The 20177-nt window shown below is 69.3% G+C and carries 22 protein-coding genes; 13 read left to right on the top strand and 9 right to left on the bottom strand.

All coding sequences use genetic code 11. The features are described 5' to 3' along the window. The first annotated feature begins 39 nt into the window (after positions 1-39). From NO998_RS12785 to cofG, 4 genes are all read left to right on the top strand, one after another. The gene (locus NO998_RS12785) at positions 40-1227 is read left to right on the top strand and encodes a tubulin/FtsZ family protein (protein ID WP_267647614.1); all 1188 of its coding nucleotides are present in this window, start codon (positions 40-42) and stop codon (positions 1225-1227) included. A gap of 15 nt (positions 1228-1242) precedes the next feature. Further along, positions 1243-1854, top strand: coding sequence for a 2-phospho-L-lactate guanylyltransferase (gene cofC, locus NO998_RS12780; protein ID WP_267647613.1), 612 nt, complete (start codon positions 1243-1245; stop codon positions 1852-1854). Positions 1855-1954: 100 nt separating this feature from the next. Next, positions 1955-3187 (top strand): hypothetical protein, encoded by a 1233-nt coding sequence (locus tag NO998_RS12775; RefSeq protein ID WP_267647612.1) that lies wholly within the window; start codon positions 1955-1957, stop codon positions 3185-3187. An 83-nt stretch (positions 3188-3270) separates the two neighbouring features. Beyond that, positions 3271-4437 (top strand): 7,8-didemethyl-8-hydroxy-5-deazariboflavin synthase subunit CofG, encoded by a 1167-nt coding sequence (gene cofG, locus NO998_RS12770; protein ID WP_267647610.1) that lies wholly within the window; start codon positions 3271-3273, stop codon positions 4435-4437. A 20-nt stretch (positions 4438-4457) separates the two neighbouring features. On the opposite strand, the gene NO998_RS12765 is transcribed toward cofG, so the two are convergent. Beyond that, the gene (locus NO998_RS12765; RefSeq protein ID WP_267647609.1) at positions 4458-4715 is read right to left on the bottom strand and encodes a DUF5789 family protein; all 258 of its coding nucleotides are present in this window, start codon (positions 4713-4715) and stop codon (positions 4458-4460) included. 94 nt (positions 4716-4809) lie between these two features. Between NO998_RS12765 and NO998_RS12760 the strand changes: the two genes are divergently transcribed. After that, positions 4810-5712: a mechanosensitive ion channel family protein gene (locus NO998_RS12760; RefSeq protein ID WP_267647608.1), complete on the top strand. Its 903-nt coding sequence runs from the start codon at positions 4810-4812 to the stop codon at positions 5710-5712. 69 nt (positions 5713-5781) lie between these two features. Next, the gene (locus NO998_RS12755) at positions 5782-6654 is read left to right on the top strand and encodes a mechanosensitive ion channel family protein (RefSeq protein ID WP_379822451.1); all 873 of its coding nucleotides are present in this window, start codon (positions 5782-5784) and stop codon (positions 6652-6654) included. Positions 6655-6831: 177 nt separating this feature from the next. On the opposite strand, the gene NO998_RS12750 is transcribed toward NO998_RS12755, so the two are convergent. From NO998_RS12750 to cofH, 3 genes are all read right to left on the bottom strand, one after another. Next, complete coding sequence (locus NO998_RS12750; RefSeq protein ID WP_267647607.1) at positions 6832-7965, bottom strand: pyridoxal phosphate-dependent aminotransferase; 1134 nt, start codon at positions 7963-7965, stop codon at positions 6832-6834. Continuing rightward, positions 7962-8450: an Lrp/AsnC family transcriptional regulator gene (locus NO998_RS12745; protein ID WP_267647606.1), complete on the bottom strand. Its 489-nt coding sequence runs from the start codon at positions 8448-8450 to the stop codon at positions 7962-7964. Before NO998_RS12745 ends, NO998_RS12750 begins: the two co-directional genes overlap by 4 nt. Positions 8451-8542: 92 nt before the next feature. After that, entirely contained in the window at positions 8543-9892 is a 1350-nt protein-coding gene (cofH, locus tag NO998_RS12740; protein ID WP_267647605.1) for a 7,8-didemethyl-8-hydroxy-5-deazariboflavin synthase subunit CofH, read from the bottom strand. 189 nt (positions 9893-10081) lie between these two features. Here cofH and NO998_RS12735 point away from each other — a divergent pair, with 189 nt between their 5' ends. The 4 genes from NO998_RS12735 (at position 10082) to purQ (ending at position 13404) form a co-directional block, all read left to right on the top strand. After that, positions 10082-11122 (top strand): phosphoribosylaminoimidazolesuccinocarboxamide synthase, encoded by a 1041-nt coding sequence (locus NO998_RS12735; RefSeq protein ID WP_267647604.1) that lies wholly within the window; start codon positions 10082-10084, stop codon positions 11120-11122. A gap of 43 nt (positions 11123-11165) precedes the next feature. Then, positions 11166-12410, top strand: coding sequence for a PQQ-binding-like beta-propeller repeat protein (locus NO998_RS12730; RefSeq protein ID WP_267647603.1), 1245 nt, complete (start codon positions 11166-11168; stop codon positions 12408-12410). A gap of 65 nt (positions 12411-12475) precedes the next feature. Beyond that, positions 12476-12733: a phosphoribosylformylglycinamidine synthase subunit PurS gene (gene purS, locus NO998_RS12725; RefSeq protein ID WP_267647602.1), complete on the top strand. Its 258-nt coding sequence runs from the start codon at positions 12476-12478 to the stop codon at positions 12731-12733. After that, the gene (gene purQ, locus NO998_RS12720; RefSeq protein WP_267647600.1) at positions 12730-13404 is read left to right on the top strand and encodes a phosphoribosylformylglycinamidine synthase I; all 675 of its coding nucleotides are present in this window, start codon (positions 12730-12732) and stop codon (positions 13402-13404) included. The genes purS and purQ overlap by 4 nt, the downstream gene beginning before the upstream one ends. Before the next feature lie 216 nt (positions 13405-13620). Here purQ and NO998_RS12715 read toward each other — a convergent pair whose 3' ends face one another. The 3 genes from NO998_RS12715 to NO998_RS12705 all read right to left on the bottom strand — a co-directional run bounded on the left by NO998_RS12715 (position 13621) and on the right by NO998_RS12705 (position 16109). Next, a complete protein-coding gene (locus NO998_RS12715) occupies positions 13621-14700 on the bottom strand; it encodes an archaeosine biosynthesis radical SAM protein RaSEA (protein WP_267647599.1) in 1080 nt (359 codons plus the stop codon). Positions 14701-14798: 98 nt separating this feature from the next. Next, positions 14799-15653, bottom strand: a complete 855-nt coding sequence (locus tag NO998_RS12710) for an ICP22 family protein (protein WP_267647598.1) — start codon at positions 15651-15653, stop codon at positions 14799-14801. A 69-nt stretch (positions 15654-15722) separates the two neighbouring features. Continuing rightward, positions 15723-16109 carry a VanZ family protein gene (locus tag NO998_RS12705; RefSeq protein WP_267647597.1) on the bottom strand — a complete coding sequence of 129 codons (387 nt, stop codon included), beginning with the start codon at positions 16107-16109 and terminating at the stop codon, positions 15723-15725. A gap of 77 nt (positions 16110-16186) precedes the next feature. Here NO998_RS12705 and NO998_RS12700 point away from each other — a divergent pair, with 77 nt between their 5' ends. The 3 genes from NO998_RS12700 to NO998_RS12690 all read left to right on the top strand — a co-directional run bounded on the left by NO998_RS12700 (position 16187) and on the right by NO998_RS12690 (position 18773). After that, complete coding sequence (locus NO998_RS12700; protein ID WP_267647596.1) at positions 16187-16483, top strand: DUF8066 domain-containing protein; 297 nt, start codon at positions 16187-16189, stop codon at positions 16481-16483. A 50-nt stretch (positions 16484-16533) separates the two neighbouring features. After that, entirely contained in the window at positions 16534-18363 is a 1830-nt protein-coding gene (locus NO998_RS12695) for a S9 family peptidase (RefSeq protein WP_267647595.1), read from the top strand. A 131-nt stretch (positions 18364-18494) separates the two neighbouring features. Then, a complete protein-coding gene (locus NO998_RS12690; RefSeq protein ID WP_267647594.1) occupies positions 18495-18773 on the top strand; it encodes a hypothetical protein in 279 nt (92 codons plus the stop codon). Between the two features lie 46 nt (positions 18774-18819). Here NO998_RS12690 and NO998_RS12685 read toward each other — a convergent pair whose 3' ends face one another. Together NO998_RS12685 and NO998_RS12680 are read right to left on the bottom strand one after the other, a co-directional pair. Beyond that, positions 18820-19248, bottom strand: a complete 429-nt coding sequence (locus tag NO998_RS12685; protein WP_267647593.1) for a DUF8048 family protein — start codon at positions 19246-19248, stop codon at positions 18820-18822. A gap of 106 nt (positions 19249-19354) precedes the next feature. Then, the gene (locus NO998_RS12680; protein WP_267647592.1) at positions 19355-20155 is read right to left on the bottom strand and encodes an aldo/keto reductase; all 801 of its coding nucleotides are present in this window, start codon (positions 20153-20155) and stop codon (positions 19355-19357) included. Positions 20156-20177: the final 22 nt, after the last annotated feature.

Below are 20177 nucleotides of genomic sequence, written 5' to 3'. Positions count from 1 at the left end.
TGCTCGTGAGAATCGCGTAATGATGAGGGGAGCGTCCACATGAAGCTGGCAATGATCGGGTTCGGTCAGGCCGGCGGCAAGATCGTCGACAAGTTCGTCGGCTACGACGCCGAGCAGGGCTCGAACATCGTTCGGGCCGCCGTCGCAGTCAACACGGCCAAAGCCGACCTGATGGGGCTTGACAACATCCCGGAGAGCCAACGCGTGCTCATCGGGCAGTCCCGGGTGAAGGGCCACGGCGTCGGTGCCGACAACGAACTCGGCGCGGAGATCGCCGAGGAGGACATGGACGAAGTGCAGGGTGCCATCGACTCCATCCCGGTCCACGAGGTCGACGCCTTCCTCGTGATCGCCGGGCTGGGCGGCGGGACCGGCTCCGGCGGCGCGCCGGTGATCGCAAAGCACCTCAAGCGGATCTACACCGAGCCCGTCTACGGGCTGGGTATCCTGCCGGGCAGCGACGAGGGTGGCATCTACACCCTCAACGCGGCGCGCTCGTTCCAGACGTTCGTCCGTGAGGTGGACAACCTCATGGTGTTCGACAACGACGCGTGGCGGAAAACCGGAGAGTCCGTCCAGGGCGGCTACGACCAGATCAACGACGAGATCGTCAAGCGCTTCGGCATTCTGTTCGGCGCCGGCGAGGTCGAACAGGGCGGCGAGGTCGCCGAAAGCGTCGTCGACTCCTCGGAGATCATCAACACGCTGGCCGGCGGCGGCGTCTCCACGGTGGGCTACGCCCGCGAGGAAGTCGAGAACACCGGCGGCGGTGGTGGCGGCGGCCTGCTATCGCGGCTCACCGGCGGCGACGAGGAGGAGGAACTCGACACGGCCCACACGACGAACCGCATCACCAGCCTCGTCCGGAAGGCCGCGCTCGGGCGACTCACGCTCCCCTGTGAGATCGAGGGCACCGAACGCGCGCTGCTCGTGATGGCCGGCCCGCCGAAGTACCTGAACCGGAAAGGCATCGAGCGCGGGCGGAAGTGGCTCGAAGAGCAGACCGGCTCGATGGAGGTCCGGGGCGGCGACTACCCCGTTCGGGGCGCGAACTTCGTCGCCAGCGTGATCCTGCTGTCGGGCGTGAACAACGTCCCGCGAATCAAGGAGCTCCAGCAGGTCGCCATCGAGGCACAGGAGAACATCGAGGACATCCAGCAGGAGAGCGAGGACAACCTCGAGGAGCTCGTCAACGACGACGACGACGAACTCGAATCGCTGTTCTGAGCACGCTCCCCTCTCGTGCACGTCGTCGTCCCGTTTTCCGCCGACCGCCCGAAGACCCGTCTCTCAGCCGTGCTCTCGGCCGCCGAGCGACGCGAGTTCTCGAACGCGATGCTGGCTGACGTGCTGGACGCGCTGGCCGGCGTCGACGCCGCGTTCGACACCACCGTGTTGGCGACCGGTCCCGTCGAGGTCGATGCGACCGTTGCCGTCGACGACCGCCCGCTGACGACCGCGGTCAACGACCGCCTCGACAGCACGCCGACGGCCGTCGTCATGGCCGACCTCGCGCTCGCGAGCGCCGACGCGCTCGCGGACCTGCTCGACTCGACCGCGGACCTCTCGATCGCCGCCGGGCTCGGCGGCGGCACCAACGCCTTCCTCGCCCGAGATCCCGCGTTCCGCGTCGACTACCACGGCGCCTCCTACCGCGACCACCTCGCGATCGCCGAGGACGCGGGGCTCTCGGTCCGCGAGGTCGACTCCCGGCTGCTCGCCGTCGACATCGACGAGCCCGAGGATTTGGCGGAGGTCCTGCTCCACGGCGACGGCGCCGCCCGGGACTGGCTGGTCGACGCCGGCTTCGAACTCGACATCGGCGGCGGCCGGGTCGAAGCGCTTCGGGAGTGAGCGGGCGCAAAGCGTGCTCCGTGACGCCCTCACACCAGTAGGACCGTCGTACAGCCAGTAAGGAGCCTGTAGTCATGCATGGCGCGGGTGAACGCCCGGTATGCCCAGAACCGTCGCCGCTCTCGCGTGTGTCGTCCTCGTCGCGCTCGTCGGGGTCGCCGGCGCGTTCCAGCCGGCGCCACAGCCGAACGCGACCGCAGAACAGTTCCAACAGCAGACCGCGGCGCCGGGGGAGAACGAGACGACGCCGTCGGCCTACCCACCCGGCGCCGCCGCCGACGGGATCGAGAACGCGACCCTGCTCATGGACGCCCACCGGGCAGCGCTGCGCAACGTTTCCTACCGGGAACGCTCGGTCTGGGAGGACCTCACGATGGTCTCCCGGAACGGGACGCCCGCCGAGCCGGAGGTTCGCCAGTACACCATCACGGCCGAGAACGGGACCAACGGCACCGTCGTCGACATTGCCGGCGGCAACGACTCGAACGGCTACTGGTTCACCGACGAGGCGACGATGACCAAAGTCGCACATCAGGAGTACGGACCCGAGGCGATGTACACGTACTACCGCGGCGAGTACGTGTACATCGAGCGCCTTGGGTACGTCTCCCAGATCGGGTCGGACATCGTGGCGCCCTACCTCCGCGACCTCGACTACGAGCTCGTCGCCACCGAATCAGTCGCGAACCGGACGCGCTACACCTACTCATCGACGGGCATCAACGAGACGGCCCAGCCGAACCTCGGCGACACGCCGCTCCGGGAGACGACCGAGTCGATCAACGCGACCGTCGTGATCAACGAACGAGGGATCATCGAGTCCTTCAGCGCCCGAGAAGTCCACAGCGTCGACAACGAGACGGTGACGCTGAACCACACGTTCCGCGTGACGGGCATCGGCGAAACGGTTACGACGCCCCCGGAGTGGGTCGCCGAGGAGGTCGCGCAGGTCGACGCCTCGGTCACCGGGAACGGCTCGGTTCTCGAACTCACCCACCTCGGCGGGCCGTCGATGACGGAGCCGGGGCTGTTCCTCTATGCGCCGCCGGCGTACGGGCAGATCCTGTTCAACGGCACGATCGCCCCCGGCGAGACGGTCTATCTCTACCTGACCGTCGAGGAGGGATCGAACGAAACACAGCTACGGACTGCACGCGAGCCTCCGTCGGTGAACAGTTCGTTCGTGGGCCTCGCCCCCGGGAACGTGTCGATCTCGACGTACCGGTATCTGTTCCGCGACAACGAACCGACTGTGGGGATCGAGGTGACGATCGAACGACCGGCGGAGTCGTCCGGTAACGAGTCCGGCACGGCGGAACGATCGTGGCGCTGACCGGCTACACTCCCCACCGCCGACGCCGGCACGGAACCGCCCTTCTGGAAAGCTTCTTGCCCGTCGACGCGCCACCTCCGGACGTGATCCCGGCCGCCGACGAGTACGACATCGACATCTCGGTCCCCGAGGCGGGGATCGAGCGCCTGCTCGACGCCACGCCCGACGACGCCCCGGCGGCCGACGCGCTGACGTTCTCCCGGAACGTGTTCATCCCGCTGACCACCGCCTGCCGCTACACCTGCACCTACTGCACCTACTACGACGTTCCCGGCGAGGCGACGCTGATGAGCCCCGAGGAGATCCGCGAGGAGTGCCGGATCGGCGCCGACGCCGGCTGTACGGAGGCCCTGTTCACCTTCGGCGACGACCCCGACGAGCGCTACACCGCGATCCACGAACAGTTGGCCGAGTGGGGCCACGACTCGATCCACGAGTACCTCCGCGAAGCCTGCGAGATCGCCCTCGAAGAGGGCCTGCTGCCCCACTCCAACCCCGGTGACCAGACCCGCGAGCAGATGGCCGAAGTGGCGGACGTGAACGCCTCGATGGGCGTGATGCTGGAGACGACCGCCGACGTGCGCGCCCACTCCGGCGGTCGGCGGAAGACGCCGGGCCAACGGCTCAACACGATCCGGAACGCCGGCGAACTGGGCGTCCCCTTCACCACCGGCATCCTCGTCGGCATCGGCGAGGACTGGCGCGACCGCGCGGAGAGCCTGCTGGCGATCCGGGAACTGCACAAACGCTACGACCATATTCAGGAGGTGATCGTCCAGAACGTCGTCCCGAACGAGCGCTCCGCCTTCGAGAAACCCGACCTCGAAACGATGCGCCGCGTCGTTTCGATGGCCCGCGTGGCCCTGCCCGAGGAGGTCTCCGTACAGGTGCCACCGAACCTCACGCCCGCCCGGGAGCTACTGGACTGCGGCGTCGACGACCTCGGGGGCGTCTCGCCGATCACGGACGACTACATCAACCCCGACTACGAGTGGCCGGCGCTGCGGGAACTGGGCGACATCGCCGGCGGCGCGGGCGTCCCGCTCTACGAACGGCTGCCGACGTACGACCGCTACCTCCCCGACGAACTGCGGCGGGAGAGCTTCGACGGCCACGTCGCCGACGAGCCGTCGAACGGCGGTGCGTGGCTCCCGCCCGCGATCAGGGAGCGAATCGACGCCGACGACGCCCACGGGCGGCGCTTCCGCGCGGTGGCTCGGCGCGACGGGCCGCTCTCGGTTCCGGAGTGAGTCGCCGGGGGGTCGCGGAGCTACCCCTCGCCCTCGGACTGATAGGGTTCGCCGACGGCGTTGCGCGGGAGCCCGCTCATGACCTCGCTCTCCAGGTCCTCGACGGAGTCGAACCGGTCGTCGCCGGCGTCGGCGATCACGTCCGCGAGCGGCGTCGTGCCGTCCGCAAGCAGCAGCGTGACGCCCTCGCAGGCCGCGGCGGCCGCCGAACGATCGAGCGGGTAGTCGAGTTCGCCCAGTGCGTCGTGGAGTTCGTTCAGTTTGAGTTCCGACTCCATGCCTGAGGATACGTCGGAGAGACTATAGCTCGTTCGCCGAGGGGGGGGGGTGAGCACGTCCCACCTTTTTCGCCGTCGACTGTGTGAGGCCACCATGTTCCCGATCCAGTCCGTGGCGCTCCCTGGCTGGCTCCCGTTCCGTGAGGCGATCGCGGGGCTGCCGGACCCGATCGTCAGCCTCGGCATGTTCGTCCTCGTGACGGGCGTGTTCGCCGGGGGCGGCCTGTTCGTCGCGGCTCCGGCGTTGCGCGTGCTGACCCGACGGCTCGGCGGCCACGACCGGCTCCAGCAGTTCGTTTCGAACCTGACGCGGGTGCTCTCGGGCGTGGCCGCCGTGCTGGTCGGCCTCCTCGCCGGCGGGTTCGACCTCGCCTCCGGCGCGTTCGCAGCCGTCCTACTGCTGGCCGGCCTCGGGGTCGCCATCGCGGCCGACGACCTCGTCAGAGACGTGGTTGGGGGGTTTTTCTTGCTGCTCTCCCAGCCGTTCGCCCGCGGCGACTGGATCGCCGTCGACGGCGTCGAGGGCCGCGTCGAGCGCGTCGGCGTCCGGACGACGGCGGTGCGGACCTTCGACAACGAGACCACCACCGTCCCCAACGGCGTGCTGAACGAACAGCCGGTCACCAACCGCTCGGCCCAGCAGGAGCTTCGCCAGACGTTCCACTTCGGCATCGCCTACGACGAGAGCCTCTCGACGGCGATGGAGGCGGTGTTGATGGCCGCCCGCGAGGTCGAGGGCGTCGCCGAGGAGCCGGTGCCGGAGGTCCGCGCGGTCGACCTCGAACCCTCGTGGGTCACGCTGCGGGCGACGGTCTGGATGCAGGACCCGACCCGGCTGGAGTACGTCGACACGCGCTCGCGGTTCATCCGCGCGGTGAAGGCCGCCCTGATGGAGAACGGGATCGACATCAACCCCAACAAGACCGAGATCAGCGGACAGATCGGGACCGCCGAGATCGACTCCGACGGCGCGGTCCTCGAACGCGAGGGGAACTGACCGCGTTCGGCGACGGCGGGCCGTTCCGGGGCCAGTAACTCTTTGCGAGGGGCGGTCATGGCGAGGGACGTGCATACTCTCACGGCCCTACAGTTCGGCCTCGGCGACGTGAGCGCCTTCGGCGTGGAGGCGACCGCGGTCGTCGGGAAGGCGGTGGCGTTCGTCGCCGGCTTCCTCGTCACGCTGTTGATCGGACGGATGGTGTTGATCCCGCTCCTGCTTCGCCTGCTCGAAGCCCGCGGGTTCACCGACGCGCTCCAGAGTTTGACCAAGAGCGTCGCCAACGCGCTCATCGTGTTCGCCGCGGTCGCCGTGGCGTTCATGGCCGCCGGCTTCCCGAGTTTCCTCACCGCCGCGGCGACGCTCTCGGGCGCGCTCGCGCTGGCGGTCGGCTTCGCCGCACAGGACCTCGTCGGCAACTTCGTCGCCGGCGTGTTCATCATCAAGGACAAACCCTTCGAGGTGGGCGACTGGATCGAGTGGGACGGCAACTCCGGCCGCGTCGAGGAGATCGACCTGCGGGTCTCGACGGTGCGGACGTTCGACAACGAGCGCATCACCGTCCCCAACGGCGACCTGGCGAACAACGCCATCACCAACCCCGTCGCCTACGAGAAACTCCGCCAGAAGTTCGTCTTCGGGATCGGCTACGACGACGACATCGACCTCGCTCGCCGGGCCATCGTCGAGGAGATCAGCGCCCTCGACGGCGTGCTCGACGACCCCGCCCCCGACACGCGCGTGACGGAACTGGGCGACTCGGCGGTCGGCATCCAGTCGCGCTTCTGGATCGACGACCCCGACCGCGGCGATTACGTCGCGGTGCGGAGCACCGCCGTCCAACGAGTCAAGGAGCGCTTCGACGACGAGGGGATCGATATGCCCTACGTCCATCGCCAACTGGTCGGCGAGGTCGACGTGACCGAACGCGCGGCGAACTGAGCCGGCTCACGGTGAAAGCCGCCGAAATCCGGGCGACAACGTTCCTTTTCTCGCGTGTGTTGAATGCAGAGCCGAGACGCGGCGGTCGACGTTTTTTCAGTGTTCGTTTGGCAGCGTGCTGTCGGACCAGCGTCGACGTGTGTTCCCCGAGGGCAGTGAGGCAGCGATCACCGGCGCTCAGTCGAGGAACCGCTCGATCCGCGCGGTCGCCTCCCGCAGGTCGTCCATCCCGGTCGCGTAGGAGACTCGGAGGTGGCCCGCGCCGCCCTCGCCGAACGCGCTCCCCGGGACGACGGCGACGCCCTCCTCGGCCAGTAGCGCCTCGGCGAACGCCTCGTCGTCGCCGGGACACTCGGGGAAGGCGTAGAACGCCCCCTCGGCCTCGAAGCAGTCGAGGCCCATCTCGCGGAACCGCGAGAGCGTGTACCGTCGCCGCCGGTCGTAGGCGGCGTGCATCTCCGAGACGGCCCCCTCACACGAGCGGAGCGCCTCGAGGCCGGCGAACTGGGCCGTCGTCGGCGCCGAGAGCATCGTGTACTGGTGGATGCGGGTCATCGCCTCGACCGCTTCCGGCGGTGCGAGCGCGTAGCCGAGTCGCAGCCCCGTCATCGCGTACGCCTTCGAGAAGCCACCGATGACGACCGTTCGCTCGGCCATCCCCGGCAGGGTGGCGATGGAGTCGTGTTCGCTCCCGTAGGTGAGCGCGGCGTATATCTCGTCGGCGAACACCGTCAGGTCGTGCTCGCGGGCGAACGCCGCGACGGGTCGGAGGTCGGCGTGGTCCATCACCGCGCCGGTGGGGTTGTTCGGGTAGCAGTAGATCAGCGCGTCGGCGTCGGCAGCGCCGGCCTCGCGAAGGGCTCGCTCGGTGAGTTTGAAGCCGTCCTCGGCGCGCGTCGGCACCGGGAGCACCTCGGCGCCGGCGAACCCCGCGGTCGGCCCGTAGGAGATGTAGGAGGGCTGGGGGACGGCGACGGTGTCGCCCGGATCGACGAGCGCGCGCATCGCCAGATCGACCGCCTCGCTGGCGCCGGTCGTGACGAGTACCTCCTTCTCGGGGTCGTAGTCGAGGTCGTAGCGGGCGACGTGGTCGGTGATCCCCCGCCGGAGGTCCGCCCGGCCGCGGTTGGCGGTGTAGGAGGTGCGGCCCCGTTCGAGGGCGTCGATGGCGGCCTCGCGGGCGGCCCACGGCGCCGAGAAGTCGGGTTCGCCGACGCCCAACGAGATCACGTCGTCGGCCGCCTCCGCCAGTTCGAAGAACTCCCGGATGCCCGACGGTGGCGTCTCCCGGACCCGTTCGGCGACCTTCATGGCGAGACCGAGAGGCGGTCGTCCTCGTCGCCGCCGCCGAAGTCGACGCCGCGGTGTTTGTACGTGTCCATGACGAAGTGGGTCACCGTCTGGGTCACCTCCGGAATGGGGGCGATGCGGTCGGCGACGAACGCCGACACGTCCCGCATCGAGTCGCCGACGACGACCGCCGAGAAGTCGTAGTCCCCCGAGACCAGTCGGAGCGTCTCCACTTCGGGGTGGTTGGCGATGCGTCGAGCGATGTCCTCGTACTTCGTCTCACGGTCGAGTTCGACGTTGAGTTCGACGTGAGCCTCGACGCGCTCCTCGTCGGCGTTGGCCCAGTCGACGACGGCCTGATAGCCGTGGACGACGCCCGCCGCTTCGAGGTCGTCGATGGCCGCCTCCACCTCGTCGGCGGACAGTCCAGTCTGGCGCGCCAGGTCCTCGGTCGACTGTCTGGCGTCGTCGAGCAGTAGTGCGAGAAGGTCGCGCTGGGCGTCCATACCCGAGGGTCGCCGCGGCCCGTGAAAGCCTTTGCTCGACCGTGGGAACCGTTCGAGGGCGGCCCCGTCGTCGGCGACGGGTCGGGGGTCTGTCAGTCGAGCAGCGGCGTCCCGTCGGCGCGCGGGCCGAGTGTCGGGCCGTAGGGGCCGCCGTCAATCTCGACGCGGCGGGTCTCGCTGTAGTCAGTCGAGCGCTCGGCCAGCGGTCGACCGATCGCCCCCACCATCTCGACGTAGTCGGCGACGCTGCGGAACTCGCCGTACTGGCCGCCGGCGCGCTTGGTGATCTCCTCGGAGAGGATGGTGCCCATGAAGTCGTCGGCGCCGCAGTTCAGCAGTTTCAGCCCGTGTTCGTCGCCGGACTTGACCCACGAGGACTGGATGTGCTCGACGTTGTCGAGGAAGAGGCGGGCGACGGCGACGAGCAGTTCGTCCTCGTCGTGGGTCGCCCCCGAATCGACGACGCCGGCCTCATACAGCGGCGTGTTCTGGTGGATGAACGAGAGGGGAACGAACTCCGTGATCGCGCCCGTTCGGTCCTGCAGGTCCCGGATCACTTTCAGGTGTTTCGCGCGGTGCATCTCGTTCTCGACGTGGCCGTACATCATCGTCGACGTGAGGGGGAGGCCCGCGGCGGCGGCGCCCTCCATCGCGTCGACCCACTCGCCGGTGTCCATCTTCCCCGGACAGATCACGTCCCGGACCTCGTCGACGAGGATTTCGGCGGCGGTTCCCGGCGCCGAGTCGAGCCCCGCATCCCGAAGTTTGCCGTAGATCGACTCGTAGGAGCGCTCGGTCCCGCGGCGGGCGTGGTACGCTTCCTCGGGCGTCATCGAGTGGAGGTGGACGCCGCCGACGGACATGGCCTCCATCTGTTCGACGTACGTCCCGGGGTCGGTGTCGTAGCGTTCGGGCGGTTTGTAGTTCACCGTCCGGGCGGCGTCGTCGTGGTTCCGTAGGATCTCGTGGTGTTCGTCGTCCAGCGCGAACGCGGGGTGAAGCCCGGAGACGGAGGTGACCTCGTAGATGCCGCGGTCGAGGCCCTCCTCGACGGCCGCGCGGCTCTCGGCGGGCGTCTTGGTGAATCCCGAGTGCTCGACGGTCGAGTCGGCCTCGAACGCGCTCGCGGTGTTCTTGAAGTTGCAGAACAGACAGCCGGTGTTGCAGGCGGTCGTGACGTTGTTGTTGAGGTTGGCGACGAACGTCACCGTGTCGCCGACGACTTCGGCGCGGCGGCGGTCCGCGAGTTCGAGCACGCGCTCCTTGCGCGCGGCGTCGATCCCCGGCGACTCGGTGCCGGTAGTCAGCAGTTCGACGGCGTCGTCGACGTGTAGTCGCTCCCCGTCGGCGGCCTTCGCCAGCGCGTTCTCGAAGGACTGGTCGCTCTCGGGGACGGACTCGAAGTCGAGGGCCCCATCGTCGAGGTCGGCCGCCGTGGTCATACAGGGAGGGGGCCGTGGAAGGGCAAAAACCGTCCGGTGGGGGAAACCGTCGACGCCGCGCCCGCCGCTGCGCCGTCGCCGCCCACGACCGGCCCCGACATCCCACGAAAGTGCATATCTCCACGTGAAACGGAGGGGTCCTACCCACCGATGTGAAGATTCAAGGGCTCCCGCGCCCCCGCTCCGACCGTGACCAGCGTCAAGGAGTTCCGCGTCGACCGGGAGCCGACCGACGACGAGCTGGGCCGGGGCCGGTTCGTCTTCACCGACGACTACTCCGTCTTCGACTGGGGGCGCATGCCCGACCGGATCCCCGAGAAGGGCCGGAGCCTCTGTACGATGGGGGCGGACAACTTCGAGCGCCTCGCCGACGCCGGCGTCCCCACCCACTACCGCGGGGTCGTCTCGCCCGACGACGCCGGCAGCGACGCGCCCCCGACGTACGACCTCGATGCCGTCTCCGGCCCACCCCGGCAGATGGCCATCGACCTCACGGTCGTGCCGGACCTCCCCCACGGCGCGGACGGCTACGACTACGACCAGTTCCATGCGAGCGCCGGGAGCCACTACCTCGTTCCGCTGGAGATCGTCTTCCGCAACGAGGTGCCCATCGGCTCCAGCCTGCGGGCGCGGAAGGAGCCCGAGGACGTGGGACTGGATCGCCACCGGTGGCCCGACGAGGCCGTCTCCCTGCCGGAACCGATCGTGGAGTTCTCCACGAAGTTCGAAGAGCAGGACCGCTACCTCGACGACGATGCGGCCGCCGAGATCGCGGGCCGCGCCGACCTCGACGACCTCCGGGAGACCGCCCTCGCGGTCAACGAGGTCATCACCGAGCGCGCCGCGGAGACGGGGTTCGTCCACGAGGACGGCAAGATCGAGTGTCTCTGGGTCGACGGCGAGGTCCGCGTCGCCGACGTGGCCGGCACGTTCGACGAGAACCGCTTCGCCTACGACGGCCAGGAGCTCTCGAAGGAGGTGCTCCGGCAGTTCTACAAGGGGTACGACCCCGACTGGGTCGCCGCCGTGAAGGACGCCAAAGCCGTCGCCGAGGCCGAGGGCGTCGCCGACTGGAAGTCCTTCTGTGAGGAGAGCCCCGAACCGCTCCCCGCCGACGTGCGGGAGGTCGCCGGCGAGATGTACGCCGCCGGGACGAACGCCTACACGGGCCGGGAGTGGTTCGAGGCCCCCGCCATCGAGGACGCCGTCGACGCCGTTCGGGACCTATAGCGGACGGCCGGGATTTTTCACGGTTCGGCCATCAACGACGGCTATGCAGCCCTCCAACGTTTCACGCTCCACCAGTGGAGCCGCCACCGACCGATCGGTCACCAGACGCGCCGCGCTCGCGGCCAGCGCCGTCGCGGCGACGACGGCGCTCGCCGGCTGCGGCGGCGTCGACGAACTCCGAGATTCGCTGAACCCCCGCACACACAACAGCGACGCCGAACTCGGCGACCCGCCCGAACCGTGGCCGACGGCCGCCCACGACGCGCTGCGGACCGGTTACCGCGACACCGAGACGAGCCTTCCCGACTCGCCGACCGTCGAGCGGATCGGTCCCGGCGGCGGCGACTTCTACGAGGGGCCGCCGATGGTCGGTCCCGAGGCGGTGTACGCGCCGATCCACAGCCAAGCCGAGCCCGAGTACGTCCGCAGGTTCGTCGCCACGGGCCTCGACGGCGAGGTCCGGTGGCGCCACGACTGGTCGGAGTCGAGCGGGCCCGCTTCGCCCACGCTCCACGGCGAAACGGCGTTCCTGACCCGCGCCGGCGAGACGATGGCCGTCGACCGCCGGACCGGCGAGGTCCACTGGCGGTACGCGGCCGGGACGGTGCCGAGTACGCCCACTGCGGTCGGCGACCGGCTTTACCTCGGCGGGAAGTCCCTCATCGCGCTCGACGGCGTCACCGGCGAGCGGCTCTGGACGGCCGACGCGGTGCCGGACCACGCCGGCGAACTCGCCGCGACCGAGAACACCGTCTACGCCCAGAGCGACGGGACGCTGTTCGCCCTCGACGCTGCCGACGGCTCGGTGCACTGGGAGAGCGAGATCGAACAGGCCGCCTACGCCGGTCCGGTCGTCGGCGAGGACACGATCGCGCTGATGGGCAGCGAGGGGCTGTTGCAGGCCCGCTCGCGCGCCGACGGGAGCGAGCGTTGGTCGGTCCAGTTCGACAACGCCGCCCAGAACCCGCCCGCGATCGCCGACGGCGTCGTCTACGCGACCGACGAGTCACCGTATGCCTGCCGGGCCTACGACGCCGTGAGTGGCGAGGAGCTGTGGGACGTCGATCTCGGCGTCGGCAGCGACGACCGGCCCGTGCTCGATCCGTCGACCGTCTACGTCGCCGACGAGGACGCCATCGACTGCATCGACCGCGAGACCGGCGAGGTGCGGCAACAGCTCACCATCGGCCTCGATTCGTTCTCCCAGCACGCCATCGCACTCGCCGACGACGCGCTGTTCTTCGTCGGCCAACGGGACGGCGAGGGCGGCGTCTACCGGGTCGGCTAACCACGTTCGTGTACAGTCCCGGCCGACCACAACCCCTTTTAGGCACGGACGAACACACCTACGTGATGACCGCCTACACCGCGACGGTGACGGTGCGGCTGAAACGCGGCGTGCTCGACCCCGAGGCCGAGACGACCCAGAAGACCCTCGAACGGCTCGGCTTCGAACTCGGCGACCTGCGGTCGGCCGACCAGTTCGAGGTCGATCTGGACGCCGACGACGCCGACGACGCCGCCGAGCGCGCCGACGAGATGGCCCAGCGCCTGCTCGCGAACCCGACGCTCCACGACTACGACGTGGTCGTGGCCGAACAGGCAGAATGACGGTCTCTGTGGTGCAGTTCGGCGGCTCGAACTGCGACCGCGACGCCGTGCGTGCACTCGCCCGCATCGGCGTCGACGCCGAGCGCGTCTGGCACGAGGACGGCCTCCCGGCGGACACCGAGGGCGTGGTCCTCCCCGGCGGCTTCTCCTACGGCGACTACCTCCGGGCGGGCGCGATGGCCGCCCACTCGCCGATCATGAACGAGGTCCGCGCGGCCGCCGAGGAGGGCGTCCCCGTCCTCGGCGTCTGCAACGGCGCCCAGATCGGCTGTGAGAGCCGGCTCACCCCGGGCGCGTTCACCACGAACGCCAGCGCGCGCTTCCAGTGTGAGGACGTGTACCTGCGCGTCGAGAACGCCGACACGCCGTGGACCGCCGCCTACGACGAGGGCGAAGTGATCGAACTGCCCATCGCTCACGGCGAGGGTCGGTTCGAGATCGAGGCCGAACGCTACGACGAACTTGTCGCTGACGACCGCGTGCTGTTTCGCTACTGCGACGCCGACGGGAACGTCACCGACGACGCGAACCCCAACGGTTCGACGGGCAACGTCGCCGGCGTGCTCGGCGAGTCGACGAACGTCGCGGTGCTGATGCCCCACCCCGAGCGGGCGTCCTTGGAAGAGCTCGGTGGCATCGACGGTCGGGGCGTGCTGGAAGGCCTCGCGTAGACTCCGAGTATCCGTCTGGTTTTTGCGGGGAGTAGGGGCGTCGACGGACGAACCACAGCGAGAGGGGTGATCGACCGACCGAGAGCGAATCGACTGGGGAGGCAGTAACGGTCCGGAAACGGTGCGGTACAAGTGGCCAACCTCACTCCGCGGTCGTGTTGGTCGGCACTACCCGGGGAGAGCCCGAAGCAACCACCGCCGAACCACAGAACCGAACTACCGAGAGAGCGGCGTGTTGTAGCCCGCTTCCTCCTCGATCACCAACTCCCACGTGAACTCACACTCACACTCGACCTGCTCGAACACCGATGGGTCCTGCCGCAGGTCGAAGTCCTTGATCGCGCGCTGCACTCGATCGTCGCACTCGCCGCAGTTGTGCGCGCCGCGGTCGCTTCCGTGGCCCACGGGATCCGAGACGACGATGGCGTCGACGTCCGTCGTCGTCCGCAGTACCTCCGCGACCGACCAGAGCCACGGCGGCCGGTAGCCGCCCTCGTAGAACAGTTCGTCGACCATCGTGTAGCGCTGGACGTTACAGGGGTTCATCGAGACGGTGTGACAGCCCTCGACGGCGCCACAGCGCCGGACGCTCGACTGCATGTCCGAAAGCGCCTCGCCCTCCGAGAGGAACGGCGGCTTCATCAGCAGGTACGCCTTGACGCCGCCGTCGGCGGCGCGGGCCTCCGCGCAGGCGTCCTCGAAGTCCGCGAAGTCGAAGTACTTGTTCACGCAGTCGTGGCGGACGCGGTCGGTGGCCGTCTCCAGCCCGATCGCCACGTCAGTTTCGAGCCCCTGTTCGGTGAACTCGGCGACCTTCTCGCGGTCGACGAAGTCCGGCAGCGACTCGACGACGATGCGCTCGCGGTCCGCGAACGTCTCGGCGATGGCCTGCCGCGTTTCTGCGGGCACCTCGCGCTCGTCGAGGAACGATCCGGAGGTGTAGATCTTGATGAGGCCGGATTTCCCGTCGGCCTGCTCGGCCTCCTGGTCCAGACAGTACTGGATCTGGTCCATCAGCGCCTCGTGGCTCACGCTGCCACCCTCGACGGATTCGGCGACGTAGCCACACATCGTACAGCCGCCGGCGCGGGCCCACCGGCAGCCGCCGGTGTTGAGGATGATCGTGAGGCTCTGGTACACCCCGTCGGGGGTGTTGTCCTCGTCGATCCAGACCCGCGTCGGCTCGTGGGGGTCGTAGCTGGCGTCGTTCTCGGCTCGGATGTCGCGCATCACCTGGTTGTGCGCGTCCATCCCCCGCCCGCGTTCGTACACTTCGGGCGTCGGCTCGCTGCTCATGACTGAACTCCGCCGGGCACGGGGAAAACGGCTTCGACAGGCCCGTCCCGGCGCCGATCCCGCCGGTCGGCCCGGTCGGCGGACGGTTCGAAGCGCACCTACTCCTCGGCTTCGACCTCGGCCCAACCGAACCCGGCGGCGCCGGTGTCGCTGCTGGCGCGGTCGTGGTCGGTGTCGGCCGCGCTCTCGCCGCCGTCGCTGGCGGTCGCCCAATCGTCGAGGTTGCCGGTCGAAACCTCCTCGGCCTCCTCGTCGATCGACTCCGTGTTCCAGTCGTCGAGGCCGTCGTCCCCGGCCGGCCCCTCGGCGTCGTCCGTACCGTCGGCGGGCGCGGCGTTCCACGCGGCCGCGCCCTCGGCCGGTCGCTCGGCCTCCTCGTCGTTCTCCTCGTGCTGGCCCTCGTGCCAGTCGTCGACGCCGTCGTCGCTCGCTTCGGCCCAGTCGGCCAGCGACGAGGCCTCGGTGTCGGTGTTCGAGACGACGGTGTCGAGGGCTTTCACCCGGAGCATCGACCGAAGCTTCCCAACGGGCGCGTCGGTCGGCACGTCGTCGTACCCGGCCGCGATATCACGCAACGTCCCCTCGCTGGCGATCTCGATGCGGATCACCGACACCACGTCCTCGGCGCCCGCGATGTTCTCGCCGGCGTCGCCCTGTGGCGACCCGTCGGGTCGGTCGGGAGTGCGGCGCTTCTCGGTCCCGTCGACGCCCGGCGTGCTCGGGTAACTGAGCAGGTAGAGCAACAGCACGTAGCCCGTCGCCACCACGAGTCCGACGAGGTTCGCCACCGCGAACCCGACCAGCGCCGCAACCCCTACCGCCGCGCTGGCGGAGACGGCGTGGTAGTGACCGTGGCGGTCGGCGTCCCGGTAGACCAGCGCGCTCGCAGCCAGCGCTGCGACGACGGCTATCGAGAACGTCAGTGGGTCCCCACCCGGAACGCCGTTCAGCATTCCCCCTATAGTCGAAGGTCGATCCACAAAAAGCCGACATCCTGTCGGAACCGGGAGGTGACAACCGGATCAGTGCTGATCGCCGCCGTCGGGCGGGGTCGAGGCGTCCCGGCCGAACAGCCACCAGGAGCCCGTCCCGAGCGCGGCGCCGACCGCGTCGGCGACGAGGTCGAGTGCGGAGAGGTGCCGGCCGGGGACGGGCGACTGGAGGAGTTCGACGGCGCCGCCGAAGGCGGTGACGAGGAGGACGACGAGGAGGGCAGTCCGGAGTGATCGGGCCTGAAGCGCGAACAGGGTGGCGAACGCGAGAACTGCGTAGCCGCCGGCGTGGAGGAGTTTGTCGACGCCGACCGGGCCGACGGCGCCGCCAGCCGCGCCGCTGGCGCTCCCCGGGACGAGCGAGGCGCCGAGGATCGCGAGGGCGACGGCGACGGGTAGCCAGCGGCGCGAGCGCACACTCGGCGGTGTACTGGCGGCGGTAAATCGGTTGTGTGGCGCGTGGCTTTATGAACACACGGACGGAACGGCGGGGCATGTCCGGAGCCGACTCCTCCACCGGCCTATTCTCGGGGAACCGGAACCTGTTGATCGCCGGCGCCGTCAGCGCCGTGCTCTTCGTCCTGTTGCTGGCCCTGCTCGGATGGGGCGGCGCCGTCGGGTTCATCAGTTTCACCGTCTACACGGTGATCTGGCTGGCGATCACCGCGTTCGTGCTGTGGCTGTTCTACCGTCTCGTCGTCGCCGTCGAGCGCATCGCCCACGCCCAGCAGCGCATCGCTGCCGCGCAGAACCCCCCGAACGGCACCGCGACGGGCGACGACGGCCCATAGTTTCACCGGAGACACAGGTATTTTCTCGGCGCCGTGGGACGTGTGGATCGATGAGTAGCGAGACCAGCGGCAAGAGACGGTTCACCCCCGAGGAACTGGCCCGACTCCCGGAGTTCCACCACCCGCGCGTGGCGCCCGGCGGCGAGCGGATCGCGTTCTACTACGACGGCACCGGCCGGAACGAACTGTACGTCCAAAGGGTCGACGGCGACCGTACCCGGATCAGCGACGGCGAGGTCCCGCGCGCGGCCCGCTGGCCGATCGAGTGGGACGCCGACGGCGAACGGGTGTTTTTCCACCTCGACGACGGCGGCGACGAGCAGAACGACGTGTGGGCCATCGACCTCGACGGCGACGCCGAACCGGTTATCGAGACGCCCGGCCAGGCCGTGCTCAACGACGTGGCCGACGACGGCCGCCTGCTCTACGGCAGCGACGAGGGCGAGCAGATGAACCTCTACCTGTTCGACCCCGAGAGCGGGGAGACCGAACAGCTGACCGAGAACGACGAGCCGGTCCGCGGCGGCGCGTTCTCACCCGACGGCGGCCGGATCAGCTACGCCACCAACGAGACGGCGGCGATGGAGAACCGCGACGCCTACGTGATGGACCTCGGCTCGGGCGAGTCCCGACGGCTCGAGATCGGCGAGACGGGGTCCCAGACCGCCGCGGTCGACTGGCACCCCGACGGCGAGCGCCTCCTCGTGCGCGACGACACGGAGGACTTCACCAACGCCGGCGTCTACGACCTCGGCGACGACTCGGTGTCGTGGCTGAGCGACGGCAGCGCCGAGGAGAGTCCCCAAGCGTTCGGTCCCGACGGGGAGACGGCGTACGTCCTGCGCTCGGAGCGGGCGGGCCGGACCCCCGTTCGCTACGACCTCACGACCGGCGACGCGGCGATGCTCGACCTCGCGGACGGCGTCGCCTCGTTGGCGGGTGGCGAGCACTACCTCGCTGACGGCCGCGCGGTGTTCACGCAGACGACGCCCGCCTCGCGCTCGACGCTGCTGGCCTACGACGACGGCGCGACGGAGACCCTGATCGAACCCGACTACGGCGATATCGACCCCGACGCGTTCGCCGACGCCGAGTACGTCACCTACGACTCCGAGGACGGCACGGAGATCGGCGCACTGCTGTACGACGCGCGGGACCGGCCCGCGGGCGACGCCGACGAGGAGACCCCGGGTGTGGTGAAGGTCCACGGCGGTCCCCACGGCCAGTCGATGCAGTCTTTCGACCTCTACGCGCAGTTCCTCGTCAGCGAGGGCTACTCGGTGTTGCTGCCGAACTACCGTGGCTCGATCGGCCGCGGTCGGGAGTTCCAGCAGGCGATCCTCGGCGACTGGGGCGGCGCCGAACAGGCGGACATCGCCGCCGGCGGGCGCTGGCTCGGCGATCGGGAGTTCGTCGACGAGGACCGACTCGGCGTGTTCGGCGGCTCCTACGGCGGCTACTCGGCGTACTGCCAACTCACGATGTACCCCGAGATATGGGCGACCGGCGTCGCGTGGATCGGGATCACCGACCTGCAACTGCTGTACGAGGAGTCGATGCCGCACTTCAAGGCGACGCTGGAGCAGCAACTCGGCGACCCCGAGGAGAACGAAGACCTCTGGCGAGAGCGCTCGCCGATCACCCACGTCGGGAGCATGGAGGCGCCGGTGTTCGTCGTCCACGGCGTCAACGACCCGCGCTGCCCGATCTCGCAGGCTCGGACGTTCCGGGACGCGCTGCTGGAACGGGGCTGGGAGGAAGGGCCCGATGGCGACTTCGAGTACGAGGAACTGGAGGAGGAAGGTCACGGTAGCTCCGACGCCGAGCAGAAAGTGCGGGCGTTCGGGCTGATCGGGGAGTTCCTCGAACGGCGGCTCTGACCGGTCACGGCTCGCGACCTGCCGAGACTTCCGTGCCTCGGCCACCGAGTCGACGCCGCCCACGCTTCGAGATCGGGCAGTCGTGATCGGCACTCGACAACGACAAGACCAACAGGGGCCGTGAACGGTACGTGATAGATTACGCCGTCCTCTCGATCGCGGTCCTCGCCACGGCAGGGTTGGCGTGGACCCTCGGGTCGGCGGTCGTTCACGGCAGCGATCGCGGGGACGCCGAGCGAACCGGGGCGCTCCTGCTCGTCCTCGCGTACGCGGTCGCCGAACTTGTTCCGAGTCGGTTCCTCACGCTCACGCCGACTATCGACCTCGCGAGCGGCGTCCTGACCCTCGCGTTGCTCGTCTTGGGTCTCGGCCTCCTGTTCGGGCGAAGCATCCTCGACAGCGGGTCGTAGACCGCATCGACCAGATCTGAGTGAACAGCGAGGCGGGTCGACGCCGCTACTCCCGACTGACGACGACCGCGGTCCGGATGTCGAGTGCGGCGTCGAACTCCATGCCGCGGCGGGTCTCGGCGCCGACGCGGAGCAGTTGGCGCTCGTGGGCCCGACGGACCGCCTCCTTCTCCCGCGAACTCAGCGAGAGCACGGTGGCGACGCCCTCCCAGTAGTCCGGCGGGACGAAGAACAGCTCGCGGTGGTCGTCGGCGTGGGCGCGCTCGAACTTCCGGCGCAGGGACTCCCGACAGTCGGTGAGGTGGGCCTCGACCTGGCCGAGTAGCTCCGGCAGTTCACCGGCCTCGACGCCCTCCGGGTGAGCGGCCTGCTGGAGTACCGCGGGGTCGAACGGGACGCCGTCGGCGTCCGGCACCGGCGGCGCGTCGGGGCGGTCCCGCGGTTCGCGCGAGCCCGGCGCGTCGAACGGGCTCATGGCTCGGCCCGTCGCCGTCCGGCGGGAGCGGTCGGGTCACGGGTGTCCGTCGGGGAGTGCATGTGTCGACGTTGTGCGTTCTCGGGGATAAGGTGCGTGGAGGCGGCTACTGGTTCCACGGCGCCGCCTCGAAGTCGACGATGCGGTGGTGCTCGTCGATCCCGTCGATCGTCTCGATGTCCTCGGCGTCGAGTTCGAGGTCCCGAGCGCCCCAGTTGTCCCGGATGTGGGCCTCGCCGGTCGCCTTCGGGATCGCGACGAGGTTCTCCTTGCTGAGCAGCCACGCGAGGCTGACCTGCGCGGGCGAGGCGTCGTGCTTCTCGGCGACCGCCTGGATCTCGGGGACGTCGGCGACCTGATTGCGGGCGATGGGGCAGTACGCCACGAGCGCGTAGTCGTGTTCGACGGCGTGGGCGCGGAGGTCCTCCTGGGGCAGCATCGGGTGGCACTCGACCTGGTGGGCCGCGAGCGGCGGGTCGAGGCGCTCGATGGCGGCGTCGAGTTGGTCGATGCGGAAGTTCGACAGCCCCACGGCGTCGACGACGCCGTCGGCGTGGAGGTCGTTCAGCGCCTCGATCGTCCCCTCGGGGTCGTAGGTGTTGATCGGCCAGTGGACGTAGAGCAGGTCGATGGAGTCGACGCCCAGCCGTTCGACGCTCTCGTGGGCGCTCTCGACGGCGTCGTCGTAGGCGAGGTTCTCCGTCGAGAGCTTGGTCGCGACGAAGACGTCCTCGCCGTCGACGTCGCTCTCGGCGATGCCGTCGCCGACGGCGGCCTCGTTCCCGTAGCTCTGGGCGGTGTCGACGTGCTCGTAGCCGACGTTCAGCGCGGTCCGGACGCTCTCGGTACACTGTTCGGGGTCGTCGTTCTCGTAGGTCCCGAAGCCGAGTCGGGAGATGTCCTGCATACGCAGAGAGGAGAGTCGGGCA

Origin of the sequence: Halolamina litorea (assembly GCF_026616205.1) — an archaeon.
In the GTDB taxonomy this organism is placed as follows: Archaea; Halobacteriota; Halobacteria; order Halobacteriales; family Haloferacaceae; genus Halolamina; species Halolamina litorea.
Note: the sequence above shows the minus strand (reverse complement) of the source record. Positions and strands in the feature narration are given on the sequence as shown.